Genomic DNA, 20,017 nt, shown 5'->3' with positions numbered 1-20,017 from the left:
TTGTAATCTATTTTTGGAAAAATTAATTACTATGAAGCATATAATTACGCTACTTTTTTGTTGTCTTTCTTTAGCATTAATATCCCAACAAACTCCAATTGATTTTTCGGATAGTTCAGATAATTTTAGTGTTTGGGGTGGAAGTACGTTTACTATTGTGCCTTCTCCAACTGATGCAAGCAATCTTACAGGAGAATTTTTCCGTTCCGCTTCAACAGGTTCACAGGGACATTTTATAGATTTAAGTAGTCCTATCGATTTGGATGCTGAAGATGTAATTACGCTACGCTTTTATGCCTTCGATCCTAATTCGCATACTATTGTTGTTCGTTTAGAAAATGGAACTAATGCTGATGTAGAAGTAAGCGCAGTAGCTTCATCAAATCAAAATAATTGGTCTGATTTGTCGTTCGATTTCTCTACAGTTGGCGGAAGTGGAACGTATAGCCGATTAGTAATCAGAATTGATGATGGAAGTTCAATTCCTGGAGCCTTTCGTATAGATGATATTAATGATGGTTCGGTAGCTACAGATCCTCACGCATTAGATGTTATTTATGATGATTTGGTTTGGTCTGATGAGTTTGATAGTAGCTCAGGAAACAACCCAATAGACGACACCAAATGGCATCACCAAGTGATTGGACCTAATGGTGGGCAATGGTTTAATGGTGAACAGCAACATTATACAGATAGAATTGATAACTCTTACATTGAAGATGGATTTTTAAATATTGTAGCCAAAAAAGAATTAGGCTATGAGCAAGATGGTGTTACATTAGATTATACATCGGCTAGATTGAATTCTAAGTTCGCTTTCACTTATGGAAGAATAGATGTTAGAGCTAAACTACCTGCTGGAGATGGTACTTGGCCTGCTATTTGGACTTTAGGTAAAAACATCAATGAGGTTGGTACATATTGGCAACCTTTATTTGGAGATACAACTTGGCCAGCTTGTGGCGAGCTTGATGTTATGGAGCATGGATTAGGAGCTACTAATCATGTTAGTAGTGCAATACATACACCTTCAAGTTCTGGTAATACGGTTAATACACAGTCATTTACATTGACCGACGTTGCTAATAATTTCCATGTGTATTCTATGAACTGGTCACCTAATCAAATCACTTTTATGATTGATGGTGTTGGTTTCTATACTTATAATCCTGCCGTAAAAAATGCGAGTACCTGGCCCTTTGATGAAGACCAGTTTATTTTATTAAATGTTGCAATGGGTGGTTTTGCAGGTACAATTGACCCAACATTCACTGAAAGTAATATGGTTATTGACTATGTTAGAGTATATCAAAATGCCAGTCTTAGCACTGATGATTTTGACATAAGCGAAGTTAGAGTATTTCCTAATCCAGCAAATGATAAGATTCAGATTGTATCAAATATAGATTTAGATTATGTTGAGGTATACAATACTTTTGGTCAAAAGATTAACACTATATCTTCTAACTTTAGATCTGTAGATGTTTCAAATTTAGCTAATGGAATTTATATCTTGAAAATATATAGCCAAGGAAAATCTACCACTAAAAAAATGGTTATCAATTAATAATTTACGGTTTCGACAATCTCTAGTCCATAGCCAATCATACCTACACGAGGCTTTTGTTCGCTATTGGTCATTAATGAGAGTTTAGAGATATTTAAATCATGTAGAATTTGAGCACCGATACCAAAGTCTTTATTATCCATTTTAATGTTTGGAGCTTTTGTTACCGTATTTGGCTTTTGAGTCTCTTTAAGAATCGTTAACCTATTCAGAAGATTCATAGACTCCACACGTTGATTTATAAACAATATAGCACCCTTTCCTACTTTGTTGATAGCTTGAAACATATCATCAAGTTTCTTATCTGCATTATTAGTAAGTGTGCCTAAAATATCATTATTTACTAAGGTAGAATTTACTCTTGTAAGTACAGGTTCGTTAGCATTCCAGCTACCTTTAGTAAGTGCAAGATGTATTTGGTGATTTGTGGTTTGCTCATACGCTCGGAGCCTAAACTTTCCAAAACGCGTTTCTATATCAAAATCTTTTTTCTTTTCAATTAAAGAGTCGTGCTCCATTCGATAAGCCACAAGATCTTCAATAGATACAATTTTAAGATTAAAACGTTTAGCAACTTCAGCCAATTGAGGTAAACGCGCCATTGTACCGTCTTCGTTCATAATTTCAACGATACAACCAGCAGGTTCAAAACCAGCTAAGCGTGCAAAATCTATAGCAGCTTCAGTATGTCCGGTACGTCTTAAAACACCGCCTTCTTTTGCAACTAATGGAAAAATATGTCCTGGACGCGCTAACTCAAACGCTCTTGTATTTTTATCAACTAAGGCTTTGATGGTTTTGGCACGGTCGCTAGCAGAAATACCAGTAGTTACACCATTTCCTCTTAAATCCACAGATACTGTAAAAGCCGTTTCCATCGGGTCAGTATTATTACTAACCATCATGTTAAGCTCCAAATCCTTGCAACGTTGTTCAGTTAATGGCGCACAGATTAGGCCACGACCATGAGTAGCCATGAAGTTTATCATCTCTGGAGTAACAGCCTCAGCTGCAGCTAAAAAATCGCCTTCATTCTCTCTATTCTCATCATCTACCACTATAATTATCTTGCCTTGCTTAATGTCTTCAATGGCTTCTTGGATGGTATTTAGGCTAATTTTTGTACTCACAGTCTCAGTTATCATGACTTAAAATTTATATCGGCAAAGATACGCTTATTTTATTTCCTCAAGACAACTTAAATGGAAGTCTTCTTTGGTTTTTACTTTAAGGAAATAATACTTGAAAGGGTAGAATGGAAGCCCTAAAAGAATCACCAATGGATTTACACGCTTTTTACTTTGGCCAATAGATGTGTAGAATTTGGTATAGTAGAATGTTGAAACAATAACATAGAGAATAAAAATTCCAAATGAAATAAAACTTAAGGTCTTTACAATCTCTGCAAGTTCTGGTAGTTTATTATTTTTAAATACAAAATGAAGTATTAAGGTAATTGCTCCTATAGAATATGTGACTAAGCTTGTTGTAGAATAATCGATATAATCTTTCAATTCAGTTTTAGCAATTTTTATATTTATTGGAATATCTAAACCTTGATTTTCCATGTCTACCAACTGAATACCTCTATCTGATAAATGCTGAAGTGCAATTTGTTTTGGCTTCTTATCTAAATCAAATTCATTTTGATGTTTCACTACTTGAATAAGCTCTTCTATTGAATGTTTATTATAGTAACTGTAAGACTGAACATTCTTAATTTCATTAATTTGGGATTTGGATTTGAAGGTAAAGAGTTTCTTTAAAGGTACTGTAATTACATCTAGATTTATTAATCCTCTATCATTAGTAGCTCTATACGTCAAATACACACTTAATGGTAGCATAATTAAGGTAGACAACCATGTGGCTAATATTGGGTTTAACGCATCTGATTTGGCATTGTTCTTCAAGAAAATACCAATAAAATGATAGGTAAGGAATAATAATATGGCTATTACCATGGGCAATCCAATTCCGCCTTTTCTAATCAAAGCACCAAGTGGCGCACCTACAAAAAAGAGAATAACACAAGCAAAACCTAAAGCATATTTTTCGTGTAAAGCTAAAATATGTCGGTTTCTATTGCCTGTTTTTGCATCGAATGTTCGTTTGTTAGTCTTTATGATTTGTGTAGTACTATTCGCCGTATTTAGCGCTAAACCTAAAATCTGAATTTTAGACTTGGTGTTAAACATGTCTAACAAATCTGTGTTATATACACTGTCGTTTTCTGCTTTGATATCTGTTTTAAGATTAGCATAAGTACTTCGATTATACAAACTAGTAGATAATGTTTTATAATCTTTTTCACGCTCTTTAAATAGGCTGTCTATGGTATAATTTAAATCGCTTACATCTTGCATAGAAAAACGATCGTCGGTGTTTTTCTCGTCCATATCTATAGAATTCAGTTTTCCTAAATCTATATTAATGGTATATGTTTTAAATTGACTTTGTGCATGTGGCTTACGCTTATTAAATTTTCTTATATCCCTAGATACTAGCTCATCGTAATAATTACCATTTGTGAGCTCAAGCTCAAGAATATTAGAATCCTCATCACTTTTAAGTTCACCATTCTCTGCAACGATAACCGTGTAATTTCCTCGTTTAACGGATTTTTTCTGATGAATAATTACCTTTTCTAAATATTGACCGCGATCTCCACTTTTTTTATCAACTTTTATATTGATATTTCCAATATCATTAAACTGACCTTCTGCAATAGCTAAAGCAGGTTTTACCTTTGCAATGTTTCGTCTCAGGTTATAAAAATTATATTCACCCCAAGGAATTACATTATTGGCAAAGAAAAAACAGGCAAACCCCAAGGCAACTATGAATATGCTTAAACTTCGCATGGCACGTTGCAAGGAAATACCCGTTGATTTCATTGCAGCAAACTCATAGTTTTCAGCAAAATTCCCAAAAACCATAATGGACGATAGTAAAACTGTAAGAGGTACAACTAGAGGTATTAATTTTGGTGAATAAAAGAATATGAATTTGAGCGTCGTAATAAAATCTAAATCTTTTCCTGCGAGCTCGGAGATATATAACCATAGGCCTTGTAAAACAAAAATGAACATAAATATTATAAATATGCTCACAAATGTTCTTAAGAAGGTGACCAGTATATACCTATCTAAAATTTTCAACCTTAATCAATTTTGTTGATATAGTAGTCTTCGTATTTAGCTTCGTCAAAAGTAAACAGTGTTTTTGGCAAAGCTTGATTTGTTTTGAAAGAATTAACGGTTAACGTTGTTTTAGTTCCGTTTTTTCCAACTTCGATAAGATTATAAATGTGTTTGGTTTTAGCATCGATTCCTAATAGCACATGTTTAATTTCGGCACCACTATCTATGGGTATCAATTTTACATATTGAATTTTTCTACCTTTTATATTCTGAACTATATCCATTTTGTAACTGTAGCCTTCTTCGTAGAATGATAACATTTTACTTGGTGTTATAGTGCCTTCATCATCAGTGTTTTCTGAAGAAATTGTAACTTCTTCGTCCTCTGGACTAATATTATATAAGGTTTTACCATCGTATATTCTTGTCACGCCAAGAACATTTAAAACATACTTTTCGCCTTGGATAACTACATCACCTTTAGTCTCTTGAGTGATATTTTCACTCACATTGTTAAGTACGTATTTAAAATTTACACTGATGTTGTCGTAAGATTTCACCTTTGCACTTACTTCATTTAATAAAGTTTCTGCTTTGTCTTGAGCAACTATTCCAGTAGTTATAAAAAGGGCTAATAGAATTGCTAATTTTTTCATCGTTTAATTCAGTTATTTTTTTCGTTTTCTAATAATTGTTCAAGAGCCAATAAATCTGGCACAAGTACTTGTCTTGCTTTACTACCTTCGAAGCCTCCAACAATACCGGCTGCCTCTAACTGATCTATAAGTCTTCCTGCTCGGTTGTAACCTAACTTTAGTTTACGTTGAAGCAATGAAGCAGAACCTTGTTGTGCTGTGACAATAATTTCAGCAGCTTCTTTAAACAATTTATCTCTATCTGCTATATCTATATCAAGAGTTGTGCCATCGTCGCCGCCAACATATTCTGGTAATAAATAGGCATCCGGATAGGCTTTCTGTGACCCAATAAATTCAGTTATCCGTTCAACTTCTGGTGTGTCAACAAACGCACATTGTATACGTATTAAATCATTTCCTTGTGTATATAACATATCTCCACGACCAATAAGTTGGTCTGCTCCAGGACCATCTAAAATGGTACGAGAATCGATTTTTGAAGTGACTCTAAAAGCAATACGTGCAGGGAAGTTTGCTTTAATAATACCAGTAATAACATTAACAGATGGACGTTGAGTAGCTATAATTAAATGTATACCAATGGCACGAGCCAATTGTGCTAAACGTGCAATAGGAGTTTCAACTTCTTTACCAGCAGTCATTATTAAATCTGCAAACTCGTCAACGACTAAAACAATGTATGGTAAAAATTGATGCCCATCATTAGGATTGAGTTTACGTTCTTTAAACTTCTTATTGTATTCGGCTATGTTTCTACAAAATGCATTTTTAAGCAACTCGTAGCGATTATCCATTTCAATACAAAGTGAGTTTAATGTATTAATCACTTTAGTATTATCTGTAATAATAGCTTCTTCACTATCTGGAAGTTTGGCTAAATAATGACGTTCAATTTTATTAAAAAGTGTGAGTTCAACTTTTTTGGGGTCTACTAATACAAACTTAACTTCTGCAGGGTGTTTTTTGTAAAGTAATGAAGTTAACACCGCATTTAAACCTACCGACTTACCTTGCCCTGTAGCACCAGCCATAAGTAAATGAGGCATTTTGGCCAAGTCAACAACCATAGTTTCGTTACTAATGGTTTTTCCCAATGCTATGGGTAATTGCATTTCTGAAGTTTGGAACTTCTTTGATGCAATAGCAGAATGCATAGACACAATAGTCGACTTTTTATTAGGTACCTCAATACCAATTGTTCCTTTTCCAGGAATTGGTGCTATAATTCGAATACCAAGAGCTGATAGCGATAGTGCAATATCATCTTCAAGGTTTTTAATTTTTGAAATACGAATTCCAGCTTCTGGTACAATTTCGTAAAGTGTTACCGTTGGTCCAATGGTAGCAGAAATACTTGTGATACCAATTTTATAATTGTTTAGGGTTTCTACAATTCGGTTTTTGTTTTCTTCTAATTCCTCTTGATTTATAGAAATACCTTCATTGTCGTATTTTTTAAGTAAATCTAAAGTTGGAAACTGAAAATTACTTAGCTCTAACGTTGGGTCAAATTGCCCAAAGTCTTCAACAAGTTTATCAGCTAGATTATCTGTTTCAGATTTTTCTTCTTTAGAAACTTCAACCTTCATTTCAACCTCTTGCTCAGGTTCTTTAATGATGACTTCCATTTCCGGAGCATCTTCGGTTTTAACTTTCGGCTTACTTTCTTTTGTAATTTCTGAATGATTAGCAATTGTAGGCTCTAGGTTTTCAAGTGGAATTTCAAAAGCAGACTTTATAGATTCTGCTTCTTCAGATAAACTATTATCTATAGGAACAACTTTGTCTTCTTCAGTTTGGTTATCAGGCGTTTCAAAATCTGAAGCTATATCTTCTTTGGCTCTTTTAAAGAGGCTTACTAATGTATCTCCAGTAACATTAAATCTAATAGCCAAATACACAATTAAACCAAAAGCGAGTAGGAGAGCAGTGCCTATTTTACCAATATAATCTTGAAAGAAATGGTTCATTTCATAACCTATAACACCACCAAGAATATCATATTTATGAGTAAAAAACCCGAAGAAAATAGATAGCCATATCACGATTAATGTTCCCCAAATCCAGTGCTTACGTAGCTTTGACAACTTTAAGTTCAGCGTCACATATACTCCTGAAAGAAATAACAAGCCAGAAAATATAAATGACGGTAATCCAAAACCTTTTAGAATAAACCACTCACTTAATTTGGCACCAAACTGGCTGGCCCAATTTTTTGCTTCAACTTGTCTTGAAGGAAACTCAGAAAGAATACTTTGATCTTCTTTTCCGTTAAATAAAAATGAAACGAATGATATAAATAGTAAAACACCAAGAATGATAAGAAGACTCCCAAATATTAGCTTTTGCTGATTTGAAAGTTTAAATGAAAGTCGTTTTGTTTTACGTTTCGTTGATGCTTTTTTCTTGGTTGCTTTCTTTGCCATTAACTGAATTCAGTATACTTATATCGTTTAAAAAATAAAATCTTTTAACTCAATCAAAAATACAAATAAGTAACGTTTATCCTAGCGGTTTTGGTATTTATACTAAAGGGTTATTAACATCAAATTGCCGTTGCTAAGATTTGTCTTCTCTTTTAAGCGATTATTACTCATGTAGATTGATATTGCTGGCTTTTATATTTTTAACTTTCCCCCAAGCTATTACTTTTACTCCTTTTGAGTAATGCGTTTTAACTGGTTGTGAGCGAATTAAATCTTTAAATCTTGGATAGCTCAAATCCAGTTTTTCCAAACTAATGTCATTAATAGACCATTCCAAATGATGGATGTCAAATTCATTAATCGATTTGTTTGTGTCTTGGAAAAGTGCATATCTTTCAGTTAACCATATATCTAAATCTGTTTTTTCTTTTAACTCCTTTCCAATTAAATATTCTATATCAAGACTGTCATTATATTCTATATTTTTTGATTGATACTTTTTGTTGGTCCGCATAATTTTTGAAAATCGATATGGAAGTTTTGAAACTCCCTTTGCAATTTTACAGGATAAACGTTTTCCACCTTCTATACTCAAAAAATAAACTCCTGTTTTATTATTAGATTTAATGTAAGTGCGAATATTTATTTCGTGAAAATTCGAGATAAGCTTAAAAGAAGGTAAGTTTTTAGGTCTTATCTTCTCCATTGTAAATGCAACTACTGAAACCCAAGGTTCGCCATTAAAAAGATCAATTTCTAATTCTTTTGGAACAAACTTTTTTAACTCAGCCAAGTCTACTTGATAATGAAGAAATAGTACATTATTCCATTCTTGATAAAATTTCCAGCTCTTGTTAGGTATATCCCATGGTCTATGATTTGTGGTATCTAATAAGTTCTGGGTTGTCATATAACTTTCAAATTGTAAATACCTTAGGTATATAAATGATACCCGCTACAATTATGGCAAGAATAGATGCAATTAAGACGGCACCTGCACCAATATCTTTAATATGGCCAATTTTTGGATGATGGTCTGGATGTATAAAATCTGAAATATATTCAATAGCAGTATTTACACCTTCAACACTCATGACTAGAGCTATCATTACAAGTTGAATGAGCCATTCAGTTGTTGAAATATTAAAATAGAAGCCAGCAATAGTTACTGCAATTGCTATAAATAGTTGAAGTTTAATGCTGTTTTCAGTCCTAATAAGAAGCAATAAACCTTTAAAAGCATAACCAACACTTTTAAGACGATTTACAGCAAACGGTTCTTTTTTAGGATTGGGCATAAATTAATTTAATGCGTCTAGAGCTGCCTGATAGTTTGGCTCTTCACCTGTTTCAGAAACTTGTTCTGTATGTACTATAGTCCCATCTGTATCCACAACAACAATAGAACGTGATAATAAGGTTTCGAAAGCACTATCCTTAAAAGCTACGCCGTATGTATTACCAAAATCTCCAGTTTTATAATCTGATAGATTTACTACGTCATCTAAACCTTCAGCTCCACAAAAACGTGCCATTGCAAATGGTAAATCTTTAGAAATACAAAGCACTTTTGTGTTTTCTAGGCTACTGGCTTTTTCATTAAACGTTCTTACAGATTGTGCGCAAACACCTGTGTCTACACTGGGAAAGATGTTAAGTATTAATCTAGAACCCGAATAATCGGCTAATGTTTTGTCTGATAAATCTGTAGTGGTCAATTTAAAATCTGGTGCTTTTGTTCCTTTCTCTGGTAAATTACCAACTGTAGTTGCTGGATTTCCGCCTAATGTAATATTTGCCATTGTGTTTTCTTTAATTAATGTAAAAGTAAAAAATATAGCGTAGTTAAAGTGTAAATAAAATGATAAATAACAGCAATCTAAAACGTACCAACAAATCCTATTTGGTTAGCTGAAAATCTAAGATTCCAAGAGATTTGTTTTTGGCGTTTTGGATAGTCGTATGCTTCTTCTTGAAATAGAAATTTATCGATAGCATCAACAACAACAATACTTAATACAGCACTAAAAGCGATATCCGTAAACCAATGGGCATCATCAATCATTCTCGAAATAGGAGGAATGGCTCCAATAGTATAAATACCAGCTTTTACCCATGGGTTTTCAAATTGCTTGGCAATTGAGTGCGCCATAGTTACTGATAATACCGTATGCCCTGATGGGAAAGATCTAAAACCAGCATCATTTGCAAAAGATGAAAACGCATAAGGATCATCTCTATGATCTGGTCTAGCACGACCAATTGCGTTTTTGGTAATTGTTTGTATTAAACCTGTCGTTATTGAGGATGAAATAATTAAAACACTCGTCTTACGTATTTTTTCATTTTTTGTAAAAAGCCCAAAGCCATACAAACCTGCATTTGCCATGAAATAATTTTGAGGGCTACCAAAGTACCAACCAAAATCTCTTACAGCTCTTGGAAAATCACTTTTTTGATTTTGAACAAAATCACGAATAGGTTCGTCTGCAACACTAAGCAATACCGTACCACCAATTAGGCCTCCAAACTTCGCAAAGTCTTTTCCTTTCCAATGTAAGGGTCTTGTAAAGGCATGTCCAACACTTTTTAGAGTATAGCGCGTATCGTACTTTGCCATTTCCCATACCGTCATAGGTACGACTGAATCTTTTTTTACTGTTAGCTCTTGTGAGCCAGACTTATTTATTCCTATAATAAAAATACCGATACATAAAATAAGTCTGTAGTTCATAATATTATCTAAGTTCAGCTCCAAGTTTAGATTCAAAATTCGATTGTAATTTAGACATAATTTTGTCAATTTGCTTATCAGTTAGCGTTTTGTGTTCATCTTGCAATGTAAAACTAACAGCATAACTCTTTTTGCCTTCAGGAAGGTTTTTACCTTCGTATACATCAAAAAGGTTTACATTTTTCAGTAATTGCCTTTCTGTTTGTTTAGCAATAGTATAGATATCTTCAAAAGCAACAGACTTATCTAACAATAACGCAAAGTCACGACGTACTTCAGGATATTTTGGGATGGCTTTAAACTTAATGCTATTGTGTTTAGCCATCTCCAACACATTATCCCAGTTAAAATCTGCAAACAAAACATTCTGAGAAATACCAAAATGCTTTAATACGGATTTCTTTACTAAACCGAAGTCTACCAATTTTTTCTTTCCTAAAGACAGACTCATACCTTCACTTAACACATCCGTTTTAATAGGTGAAGATTTTAATCGATTTAAACCTAGCCTATCTAGAATAGCTTCGATAATACCTTTCATAAAGAAGAAATCACTCGGAGATGCTCCAGACTTCCAGTTTTCTTTAGTGGTATTACCAGTAACAAATAAAGACAGATGTTTGTATTCTTCTCTATTTTCAGGGAAGGCATGGTATGTTTTTCCGAATTCAAACAGTTTTAAATCGTTTTGTTTTCGGTTAATATTATGTGCAATTGCTTCTAAACCAGAGAATAATAACGATTGACGCATAACACCCAAATCGTTACTTAATGGATTAAGCATTTCGACATTATGGTCATTATTTAGCTGTTCACTTAACTCAGTATACTTGGCAATAGTTAATGAATTTGCCATAATTTCGTAAAAACCTTGAGCTACTAATTGATTACCAATTACATTTTGCAATTTATAATCTTCAAAACGTGAAGAGTTAGAGATTGAAGCATTAAGTTTGGTAGTAGTACCAATATTATTGTACCCATAAACTCTTAGGATTTCTTCAATAATATCTGCCTCTCGCTGCACATCATTTCTGTATGCTGGTACCGTAAGTCCTAAGCCTGTTTCAGTAACATTATTAACTTTAATCTCTAGAGATGTAAGAATACTTTTAATCGTTTCTCTAGGAATTTCTTCACCAATTAATTTTTTGGCATTATCAAAGCTTAACCTAACTTCAAAATCTTTTATTTTATTAGGATATGTGTCAGAAATATCGCTAGATATTTCACCACCGGCAATCTCAGTTATAAGTAAAGCTGCACGTTTTAAGGCATATTCTGTAATGTTTGGGTCAATACCACGCTCAAATCGGAACGACGCATCAGTGTTTAGACCGTGACGTTTTGCAGTTTTACGAACACTTACAGGATCGAAATACGCACTTTCTAAAAAGATACTTGTGGTAGCTTCACTAACACCTGAATGGATTCCGCCAAAAACACCAGCAATACACATTGGTTTTTCGCCATCACAGATCATTAAATCTTCTTCATGCAATTCGCGTTCTACTTCATCAAGTGTTGTAAACTTGGTTCCTGCTTTACAGGTTTTAACTTCTACTTTATTACCTGAAACTTTATTAGCGTCAAATGCATGTAAAGGCTGTCCTAACTCATGTAATACATAGTTAGTAATATCAACAATATTGTTTATTGGCGATAATCCAATAGCCTTTAATCTATTCTGTAACCAGCTAGGTGAAGGTTCTACTTTAATACCACTAATAGTTACACCACAATATCGCGGACATTTGTCTTTATCCTGAACATCAACATCAATTTTAAGCGAACGTGCATCAACATGATATGAGCTAACAGAAGGCGTTATTAATTCTAGCTGTAAATCTTTTTGAAGTAATCCAGCTTTGAGGTCACGTGCTACGCCATAATGACTCATAGCATCAGCGCGGTTTGGTGTTAATCCAATTTCGAAAACACTATCATTCTCAATATTAAAAATATCGGCTGCAGGTGTGCCTACTTTAATTTTGGAATCCAAAACCATTATTCCATCGTGCGATTCGCCAAGACCAAGTTCGTCTTCAGCGCAAATCATACCATGGCTTTCCTCACCACGAATTTTACCTTTTTTAATCTTCCAAGCTTCTCCTTCAGCTGTATATAGTGTAGTACCAATCGTCGCTACAGGAACTTTTTGACCAGCTGCAACATTAGGTGCTCCACAAACTATTTGCACTGGCGCATCACCACCAATATCTACAGTAGTAACTTTTAATCGATCGGCATTTGGGTGTTGCTCACAAGTAATTACTTTACCAACAACAATACCTTTAAGTCCACCTTTTACGGACTCGTATGCTTCTATACCTTCAATTTCTAATCCAAGGTCAGTCAATAATTCGCCAGTTTTATCGGCTTCCCAATCTATATTTATAAACTGCTTTAACCAGTTGTAAGATATCTTCATAATCTCAATTCAATGAAGCCACAAAGATAATAATAGTTGTCGCTTAACGAAATTGAGTCTTTGCTTTTTTATGTAAGGTATTTGTTGTTATTTCGAACATTATTAAAAATCTATTTCAATGCGATATTTATTAGGACTTACCTTAGTGTTATTATTAGCGTCATGTAAAAATGAAAGTACAGTAAAAACCCTTAAAAATGGGACTTATAGAGCTGTTTTGGAGCTGAAGGATAATAAGGAATTACCCTTTTTGTTTGAGGTAAATTCAGCAACGACTTTAAACATATTTAATGCTGAAGAAATTATTGAAGTAGATGAGGTTACGTACCGCAACGATTCTGTATTTATCCAAGCACCAGTATTTGAAGGTTATATCGCAGCTGTTTTTGAAGATGATAATCTTACAGGAACATTTGTAAATGAAAGCCGAGATAGAGTAGTGCCTTTTAGAGCAGAATATAATAACGATGTGCGTTTTCCAGAGCCTAAATTAGTGCCAGCAACACAATCTGTTGAAGGTGTTTGGGAGGCTGTATTTAGTCAAGGTGTTGAAGAAGATGAATATATTGCCAAAGGTATTTTCACTCAAGTTGACCATTTTGTTTACGGCACATTCAGAACTACGACTGGCGATTATCGTTATTTAGAAGGTGTTATGGATGGCGATGTTATGAAGCTATCTACTTTTGATGGCGCACACGCTTTTTTATTTACTGCAAAAGTATCTGACTCTACAATGGAAGGTCAGTTTTATTCCGGTAATCATTGGAAAGAACCTTTTGTTGCAAAACGCAACCCTAATTACGAATTACCAGATGCTGAAAGTTTAACCTATTTAAAAGAAGGTTACGACCGTATAGATTTTACGTTTCCTGATGCTGATGGAAACCCTGTGAGTCTTACCGACGAACGTTTTAAAGATAAAGTGATAGTAGTACAAATTATGGGAACTTGGTGTCCAAATTGCTTGGATGAAAGCAAATACTACACGGATTTTTATAAGGCAAATACCAACAAAGATTTTGAAATTATAGCCTTAGCCTTTGAATATGCAAAGACTGAAACCATAGCTTTTGACCGAATTAAGCGTCTAAAAACTAAAATAGGCATAGAATACCCGGTACTTTTAGCTCAATATGGTACAGGTGATAAAGCCAAAGCACAAGAAAAGCTTCCAATGCTTAATCATGTCTTGTCTTATCCGACTTCAATTTTTATAGATAAAAAAGGAAACGTACGTAAAATACATACGGGTTTTAACGGACCAGCTACGGGTGAAAAATATATTGAGTTTAAAAACGATTTTGAAAGTTTTGTAGCTGAGTTATTAGCAGAATAGACTTTCTAAACCTCTTGGATATAGAAAAAGGCTTCACCGGAATTATCGGTAAATAGTGCTCTGCTGCCTTCTTGATTAATTAGGTTGCCGTCATTTTCTAAGATTAGATTCTTAGTAGTTTCTAAACTTTCAACTCCAAAAGTACAGACCCAATATTCATATTTTCCTTTGTATTGATTTGAGATTTCTAAAATATCAGCGATATGCTCTTGCTCTTGATTTAAAATCGGATATAAGCCATCTTGAGTTTCTGTGATTTTCCAATTAAAAATGCCTTCGTAAAATGGAATTACGGCATTAGCATTTGAGACATGCAGCTCGTTCCATACAAGGGTGTTTTTTGTGTTTTTTGTTCGTGTGTTATTGAGCTTATCTCCTTCATAAATCGTAAAACCAGCACCTAATGGGTCTCGTAACAATGCAACTTTGCCAAAACCAATGAGCTCGTAACTCATTTCTATGATAGCTCCAAATTGTTTTGCTAATCTTATGGTAGCATCAACATTTGATACTTGTATATACATCATCCAAAAATGCGGCATTCCCATTTGTTGAAACTTATCAGGTGTTTCGTATAAACCTGTTACTTGTGTGTTTCCTAGGTATGCAACATAATAGTCATTACTCTCATAGTAATTCCATTTAAAAGTATGCTCATAAAACGCCATACTCTTTTTAGGAGTATATGTTGATAGATCTGCGAATATTATGTTGTTTGGCGTCATGATATTGGCTGTTTTTCAGTGTAAAACAACAGTTTATTTATTCAATTTTTCGACTTCAATTCGTATAAATTCAGGCAAATAGCTAGGTGTACAGTTTTTAGCAACAATTTCGTCTTTATATAGCTTGGTAGATTCGCCAATAGAAATACATCTTTTACGATGTTCTTCTTGCCACTTACCAATTTGACCAGCAGTATAATTCATAGCCCATTGTACTTCGGGCTGTTCTGTCATTAAGTTTTTTTCGATAGAAGAGAGTAGATATTCTGTATTTGAATGATTGGTATTTCCCATCCAACGTAATCTAGCTTGATAGTACCAAAATACACGTCTTTGAAGTGATGACGAGCTATCTTCCCAAGATTCTATTAATGTAACTATTTTTTTATCCTTTGTTAATTGGTTAGCCATTAACCAATCTATTAAATGGTTGCGTTCTTCAAAACCATGATTCTGGATATCATTATCTAGTTGATTAATGACGTCTTGATTTAACAACTTTTTGTCCATGATGAGAATCGCTAATTGTCGTGGTAAAAAATGTCCGGTTGACCAAAGTTCCATAGCTAAATTATGGTCTTTTTTTATGTCTTTAGCTATTTTTCGTAGGTCTCCAAGTTTGGTATCTTGGTTAATTTGAGAAAAAATGGCATCTGCTTTTGGTGAACGTTTCATGCTTTAAATTTTATATAACAATATAATATAATTAAAACAAAAAGCGCTTTGAGTAAACACCCAAATCGCTATTGTTTTACTGATGGTTTTATCAGCTTTATTCTGGCATTAAGAAGTAAATATTTATTTTCTTTATATGTCCAACCATCATTCCTGTTTTAATTGATGGGTCATTTTGTACAATCTTAAAAGCCTCTTCGTAATTGCTTACATTCAAGATTACTAAACCCGTGTGATGTTTTAGTCCTTGCTCTTTTATACCAGCTAAAAAGATCTTTCTTGAGTTGGTTAAACTATCGAGATAGTTCACATGCGCTTTTTGTATCTCATGTTCCTTATCTGTCCATTGTGATTTAGTTTTAAACTTCTCAATGAGTTCTAAATCGTATAAAAATGTTTCTCTTTTTTGTGCTTCCATAGTTGTATGCCATAAAATACTTAGCAATAGAATGATTAATAATCTCATTTGCTTAGTAGCTTTTTTATTGAATTAAAATGTAGCCACAATAATATAGGGCCAGCTCCAAAAACCACATAATTCATATTATGAAATGGTCCTAAATCACTCCAAACCAAGAAGCAAATTCCGGTAACTATTACAATGATATCTGTAAGACCAACAATATTAGCTATCCACAATAATGTTTTATTGTCTTTCCAATTTTTTAAAAAAGCAATCGCAGCTAATAAAGCTAAAAACCCCGATGCTATATGGAAGTAACCATCTAAGATGCTAAACCAACCTGGTATGACATTGACCACACCTTCCATAAGAAAGCCACCTCCGACAAAGACTCTTAATCCTTGTACAATTTGTAAATGCTCTTGGGATAAATTATCCATTATGGGTTTTGAAGTGATGTCAAGTAAAGCCACTATAGTTAAAGCACCACCTAGTATAATTATATAAAAAATCCATCCTGGTAGATCAGCTGGTAAAAGGTTTTGACCACCAAATAACCAATGCATAACTGCGATAGATACGATGAAAACTATACCTACCGTTAATAGTGTACTTTGTTTTGCCCTACCTGTTTTAAACAGCCATAATGTTCCTAAAGCTGCAACGATGTCAACAAAGATGACCCAATAGGTTGTGTTTTGATAAAAAATTGATTCCATAAATTCTGATTTAAAAATTATTATTAGTTATTATTAATTTAAAACATACTAATCAGTATGTTTTTGGTTAAAAAAAATTATTTAAGGTTGTCGAGATAAAATTTTAATTGTCTTATATAGGATTTATATAAGTTCATATTAGTTTCTAGTTTTCCTGTTGCTCTTAAGCCTTCATAGCCAACAATAATAAAATTAGCCACATCATTTGGTTCTATATTCGAGTTTAATTGACCGGCATTTTTAGCTTCATCTAGTACACTTATTAATGCTTCTCGCCAATGATTGATTACTTTTTTAAGCTTTGTTTTAAAGCCAGAACTAATTGGGCTCATCTCTTGTATTAAGTTATTCATAGGACATCCATAACGTGGATCAAAATCTTTCCCTGTTAAAAGATTTGTCTTTATACTGTTATATATCCTATCTAATGGATGACCTTCATCGCTTAAGGGGTTAATTAATATTCTATTAAGTCTTGGTAGTAAAACATCGTCTATCATAGCTAAGCCCATGTCTTCTTTATCTTTAAAATGATAATAAAATGCACCTTTAGTGACTTGCGTAGTCTCAATGATTTTATCTACGCTTGTAGCTTGATATCCATTGACATAGATTAAATCAAAGGACTTATTAAGTATATGCAACCTGGTATTTTGGGCTTTACTCATACCACAAACATACTAATTAGTATGTTTTTTTAAAAACTTTTAGGAAGAATTTTTGATAATTGTTTAAGAGGTTGATAATTAAAGCAATGATGTCTTCCCATGCTTTTTAGGAGAGCCTGAGTAGTTTTTTAGTTATTTTGAGTTTTATCTATTTTTTGATGTTATCATAGAATTTAATCCCTATCCTCGTGGCGTTTCTTAGTAGTAATATAGCCATAATAAAGAGAATTACCCATAACGTTATTAACCCTAATAAGTACAATCGTTGCCAAATAGTAATGCCTTCATCAACAACACTAAGTAAAACAAGAGGTGCATACTTAAGCCTAATTAGTAGTTGTATTATTAATGCAAAGCCTATTATATAGAGTAAAGGTTCTACTAACTTTTTCATTTAATATAGTTTTGGTTGTCACAAATTCTTAGGATAAATCTGGTCGAATGCAATATTACTAATATTCAATTCTAAGACTTTTTTATCAAAATCCAATCTAGTCATTGGACCAATAACTTTGCTTTCTTCTCTAATATCTAGGATAAAATAATTCGTTTTTGTTGTATCGATTTCATAGTTATTTTCAAAACCGCTAGTTGGGTGCTGCTTCACAATTATAAACTCTGAGTTATGACCAACAGCATATACATATTCACTAACAAGAACTGAACAACCGGTGGAACTAAATCGTTCGCAAACTGCACGAGTTTTAGGAGTATCAATCCACGAGACTTCGTAATTACCTATAATTTTATCAGAATCATTATCGAATACAAAGCACGAATTCAAGGTTAGAATTGTGAGTAGTGCTATAAGAAATTTGGTTTTCAATGTGTGCTTTTCGATTTCAGTAAACTAATAGAAACGGTGGCAAATTCAGTATCAGGGAATTTTCTAAACTGCTCCATATCCGGTACCAAACCAGCTTCTTGAATGACATCTAAGTATTCATCTATCTCAAGTATATATTGGTCAGAATATCCGTGCGTTAAGTCGTAAGCAGTTGCAGCAGTTTTCCCTATGTTTTGCGCAACTAGTTCTGGTTTTACGGTGTGTAGCTCAATAAGCAACAAGCCAAACTTTTCTACATAAGGTGTCCACTTTTTTATGTGTTCTTTTAATGATTCAGCAACCAAATTATTACCAATCCGTTGACCTTGGTAAGCAAATGCACCAGAAGATGTACTTACTCTTGAGGATTTGGTTTCAGGAGCTTTCCAAATTCTATTATGGTCTAAAAAAGTTCTTACGTTGAGTAATTCACCTAAGGCTATATCGTATTTTTCTTTTAAGTCATGGGCCAAAAGATCAGGATTTCCGATATCGCCCCAAACTATTTTTGCCCAAATGTCTGCCATAATGAGGTTAGCCTTTGACACCTTCAAAGCAGCTTCATTATAGTCTACGCCTATCAACATCAAAGGATGTTCATCTAAAATAGTACCTCTGTACGTCTGATTTTCTATCACTGAAAACAAATGCTGAAGAAATGCACCATTACCACAACCCATATCAAGAATGCCTTGTGGTTGCTCTTCGATTGGCTTGTTGAAAATGTCAATGATAATTTTGTCAACTACTTTAAAGTAAGAGCTGTGCGCTCCGCCACTTCCCCAAATATTCATTTCTCTATCTACGTGCTGCTCTTCAGAGCCACTTGTATTTTTAAGAATTAACGGATCTCCAAAAATGAGGTCGTCTAATTTTCTGAGCGTAGGAATATAGGACACGGTAACACCATAGGCTGATGCTCTTTTAGCAAAAAATAATCCGGTTTCTGTAAAGGCATAAGTGCCATTTTTTTTATCGAACCAACCAAGCTCAGTTAATATGCCTAGAAGTCGGTCAAACTCTTCATGATTTTTATGGAATTCTTCAGGTCTAAATCGTGCTTCCATAAAGTACTTATGAAACATACCCGTAATACCCAAATTCACTAGGGTTGGTCCAACAATTACACCTTCAATATGTGTTAAGATTTGTTCTTCAATTTGTCTTCGAGAATCTTCTGTTGACAGTTTGAGACCATAATTGGTTCTGTATGTTTTGTAGATACTTTCCAATTTCAAAAAAGGCTCGATTTCAAACTTTCGAGGATGATAATTCTCAGACATTTTCATTAAGTCTGAAACATCTTTAAAGAGATCAAAATAATTAAATGCAATTTCCGACGAGGCATTGGTTTCATAGCTAATGGTGTCCGTACTATTATCAATATGTTGTGTTAACCAGCCTTGAGAGCATAATCCTCTTAAAGCTACATTTAAATAGCCTTCATTAGCGTTGAATTTTTCTGTCAACTCATTTAGTGCTACGTTATTTTGTTGTAATAGGTAATCGGTTACGCCGTGTTTTTTTAGAGTATAAGCTGTTGGACATATAACGATGCCATCTAGGTGACGGAATAGTTTGTCTCTTAAGCGTGTTTTTTGATCGGGATTCATATTGATTTAGTAGGCAGTTATATAGTCAGTTAGAGGAAATGTCTAGCTAACTTTTCTGCCGTAAGTGAAAGATAGTAAATTCTGGCAAA

The 20,017-nt window shown here is 33.7% G+C and carries 19 protein-coding genes; 2 read left to right on the top strand and 17 right to left on the bottom strand.

All coding sequences use genetic code 11. The features are described from left to right. The first annotated feature begins 31 nt into the window (after positions 1-31). Positions 32-1,567: a family 16 glycosylhydrolase gene (locus ED556_RS09120; RefSeq protein ID WP_296322504.1), complete on the top strand. Its 1,536-nt coding sequence runs from the start codon at positions 32-34 to the stop codon at positions 1,565-1,567. Here the strand turns inward: ED556_RS09120 and ribB are convergent. The 9 genes from ribB to pheT all read right to left on the bottom strand — a co-directional run bounded on the left by ribB (position 1,564) and on the right by pheT (position 12,960). Beyond that, positions 1,564-2,712: a 3,4-dihydroxy-2-butanone-4-phosphate synthase gene (gene ribB, locus ED556_RS09115; RefSeq protein WP_296322502.1), complete on the bottom strand. Its 1,149-nt coding sequence runs from the start codon at positions 2,710-2,712 to the stop codon at positions 1,564-1,566. The genes ED556_RS09120 and ribB overlap by 4 nt on opposite strands. A gap of 30 nt (positions 2,713-2,742) precedes the next feature. Beyond that, positions 2,743-4,728, bottom strand: coding sequence for an LptF/LptG family permease (locus ED556_RS09110; RefSeq protein WP_296322497.1), 1,986 nt, complete (start codon positions 4,726-4,728; stop codon positions 2,743-2,745). 2 nt (positions 4,729-4,730) lie between these two features. Beyond that, positions 4,731-5,366, bottom strand: a complete 636-nt coding sequence (locus ED556_RS09105) for an outer membrane lipoprotein carrier protein LolA (protein WP_296322494.1) — start codon at positions 5,364-5,366, stop codon at positions 4,731-4,733. 8 nt (positions 5,367-5,374) lie between these two features. Continuing rightward, complete coding sequence (locus ED556_RS09100) at positions 5,375-7,795, bottom strand: DNA translocase FtsK (protein WP_296322491.1); 2,421 nt, start codon at positions 7,793-7,795, stop codon at positions 5,375-5,377. Between the two features lie 163 nt (positions 7,796-7,958). After that, a complete protein-coding gene (locus ED556_RS09095) occupies positions 7,959-8,705 on the bottom strand; it encodes a DUF2071 domain-containing protein (protein WP_296322487.1) in 747 nt (248 codons plus the stop codon). A 7-nt stretch (positions 8,706-8,712) separates the two neighbouring features. Continuing rightward, the gene (locus ED556_RS09090; RefSeq protein WP_296322484.1) at positions 8,713-9,093 is read right to left on the bottom strand and encodes a diacylglycerol kinase family protein; all 381 of its coding nucleotides are present in this window, start codon (positions 9,091-9,093) and stop codon (positions 8,713-8,715) included. A 3-nt stretch (positions 9,094-9,096) separates the two neighbouring features. Then, entirely contained in the window at positions 9,097-9,597 is a 501-nt protein-coding gene (gene tpx, locus ED556_RS09085; RefSeq protein ID WP_296322482.1) for a thiol peroxidase, read from the bottom strand. 77 nt (positions 9,598-9,674) lie between these two features. Then, positions 9,675-10,529 carry a phosphatase PAP2 family protein gene (locus tag ED556_RS09080; protein WP_296322480.1) on the bottom strand — a complete coding sequence of 285 codons (855 nt, stop codon included), beginning with the start codon at positions 10,527-10,529 and terminating at the stop codon, positions 9,675-9,677. 4 nt (positions 10,530-10,533) lie between these two features. Continuing rightward, positions 10,534-12,960 carry a phenylalanine--tRNA ligase subunit beta gene (gene pheT, locus ED556_RS09075; RefSeq protein WP_296322477.1) on the bottom strand — a complete coding sequence of 809 codons (2,427 nt, stop codon included), beginning with the start codon at positions 12,958-12,960 and terminating at the stop codon, positions 10,534-10,536. Positions 12,961-13,078: 118 nt separating this feature from the next. Between pheT and ED556_RS09070 the strand changes: the two genes are divergently transcribed. Further along, positions 13,079-14,299: a TlpA disulfide reductase family protein gene (locus ED556_RS09070; RefSeq protein WP_296322474.1), complete on the top strand. Its 1,221-nt coding sequence runs from the start codon at positions 13,079-13,081 to the stop codon at positions 14,297-14,299. A 5-nt stretch (positions 14,300-14,304) separates the two neighbouring features. Here ED556_RS09070 and ED556_RS09065 read toward each other — a convergent pair whose 3' ends face one another. The 8 genes from ED556_RS09065 to ED556_RS09030 form a co-directional block, all read right to left on the bottom strand. Beyond that, complete coding sequence (locus ED556_RS09065; RefSeq protein ID WP_296322471.1) at positions 14,305-15,024, bottom strand: VOC family protein; 720 nt, start codon at positions 15,022-15,024, stop codon at positions 14,305-14,307. A gap of 33 nt (positions 15,025-15,057) precedes the next feature. Beyond that, positions 15,058-15,699 carry a DNA alkylation repair protein gene (locus ED556_RS09060; protein WP_296322468.1) on the bottom strand — a complete coding sequence of 214 codons (642 nt, stop codon included), beginning with the start codon at positions 15,697-15,699 and terminating at the stop codon, positions 15,058-15,060. Positions 15,700-15,796: 97 nt separating this feature from the next. After that, positions 15,797-16,165: a YciI family protein gene (locus tag ED556_RS09055; protein ID WP_296322465.1), complete on the bottom strand. Its 369-nt coding sequence runs from the start codon at positions 16,163-16,165 to the stop codon at positions 15,797-15,799. After that, complete coding sequence (locus ED556_RS09050) at positions 16,162-16,821, bottom strand: hypothetical protein (RefSeq protein WP_296322463.1); 660 nt, start codon at positions 16,819-16,821, stop codon at positions 16,162-16,164. Before ED556_RS09050 ends, ED556_RS09055 begins: the two co-directional genes overlap by 4 nt. Positions 16,822-16,898: 77 nt before the next feature. Then, on the bottom strand, positions 16,899-17,489 hold the full coding sequence (locus tag ED556_RS09045; RefSeq protein ID WP_296322460.1) for a TetR/AcrR family transcriptional regulator: 591 nt from the start codon (positions 17,487-17,489) through the stop codon (positions 16,899-16,901). Between the two features lie 148 nt (positions 17,490-17,637). Then, the gene (locus ED556_RS09040) at positions 17,638-17,883 is read right to left on the bottom strand and encodes a hypothetical protein (RefSeq protein ID WP_296322457.1); all 246 of its coding nucleotides are present in this window, start codon (positions 17,881-17,883) and stop codon (positions 17,638-17,640) included. An 18-nt stretch (positions 17,884-17,901) separates the two neighbouring features. Further along, complete coding sequence (locus ED556_RS09035; RefSeq protein WP_296322454.1) at positions 17,902-18,315, bottom strand: DUF3997 domain-containing protein; 414 nt, start codon at positions 18,313-18,315, stop codon at positions 17,902-17,904. Beyond that, positions 18,312-19,928: a class I SAM-dependent methyltransferase gene (locus ED556_RS09030; RefSeq protein WP_296322451.1), complete on the bottom strand. Its 1,617-nt coding sequence runs from the start codon at positions 19,926-19,928 to the stop codon at positions 18,312-18,314. Before ED556_RS09030 ends, ED556_RS09035 begins: the two co-directional genes overlap by 4 nt. Between the last annotated feature and the right edge of the window lie 89 nt (positions 19,929-20,017).

This window comes from Winogradskyella sp. (genome assembly GCF_003712105.1).
Taxonomy (GTDB): domain Bacteria; phylum Bacteroidota; class Bacteroidia; order Flavobacteriales; family Flavobacteriaceae; genus Winogradskyella.
Note: the sequence above shows the minus strand (reverse complement) of the source record. Positions and strands in the feature narration are given on the sequence as shown.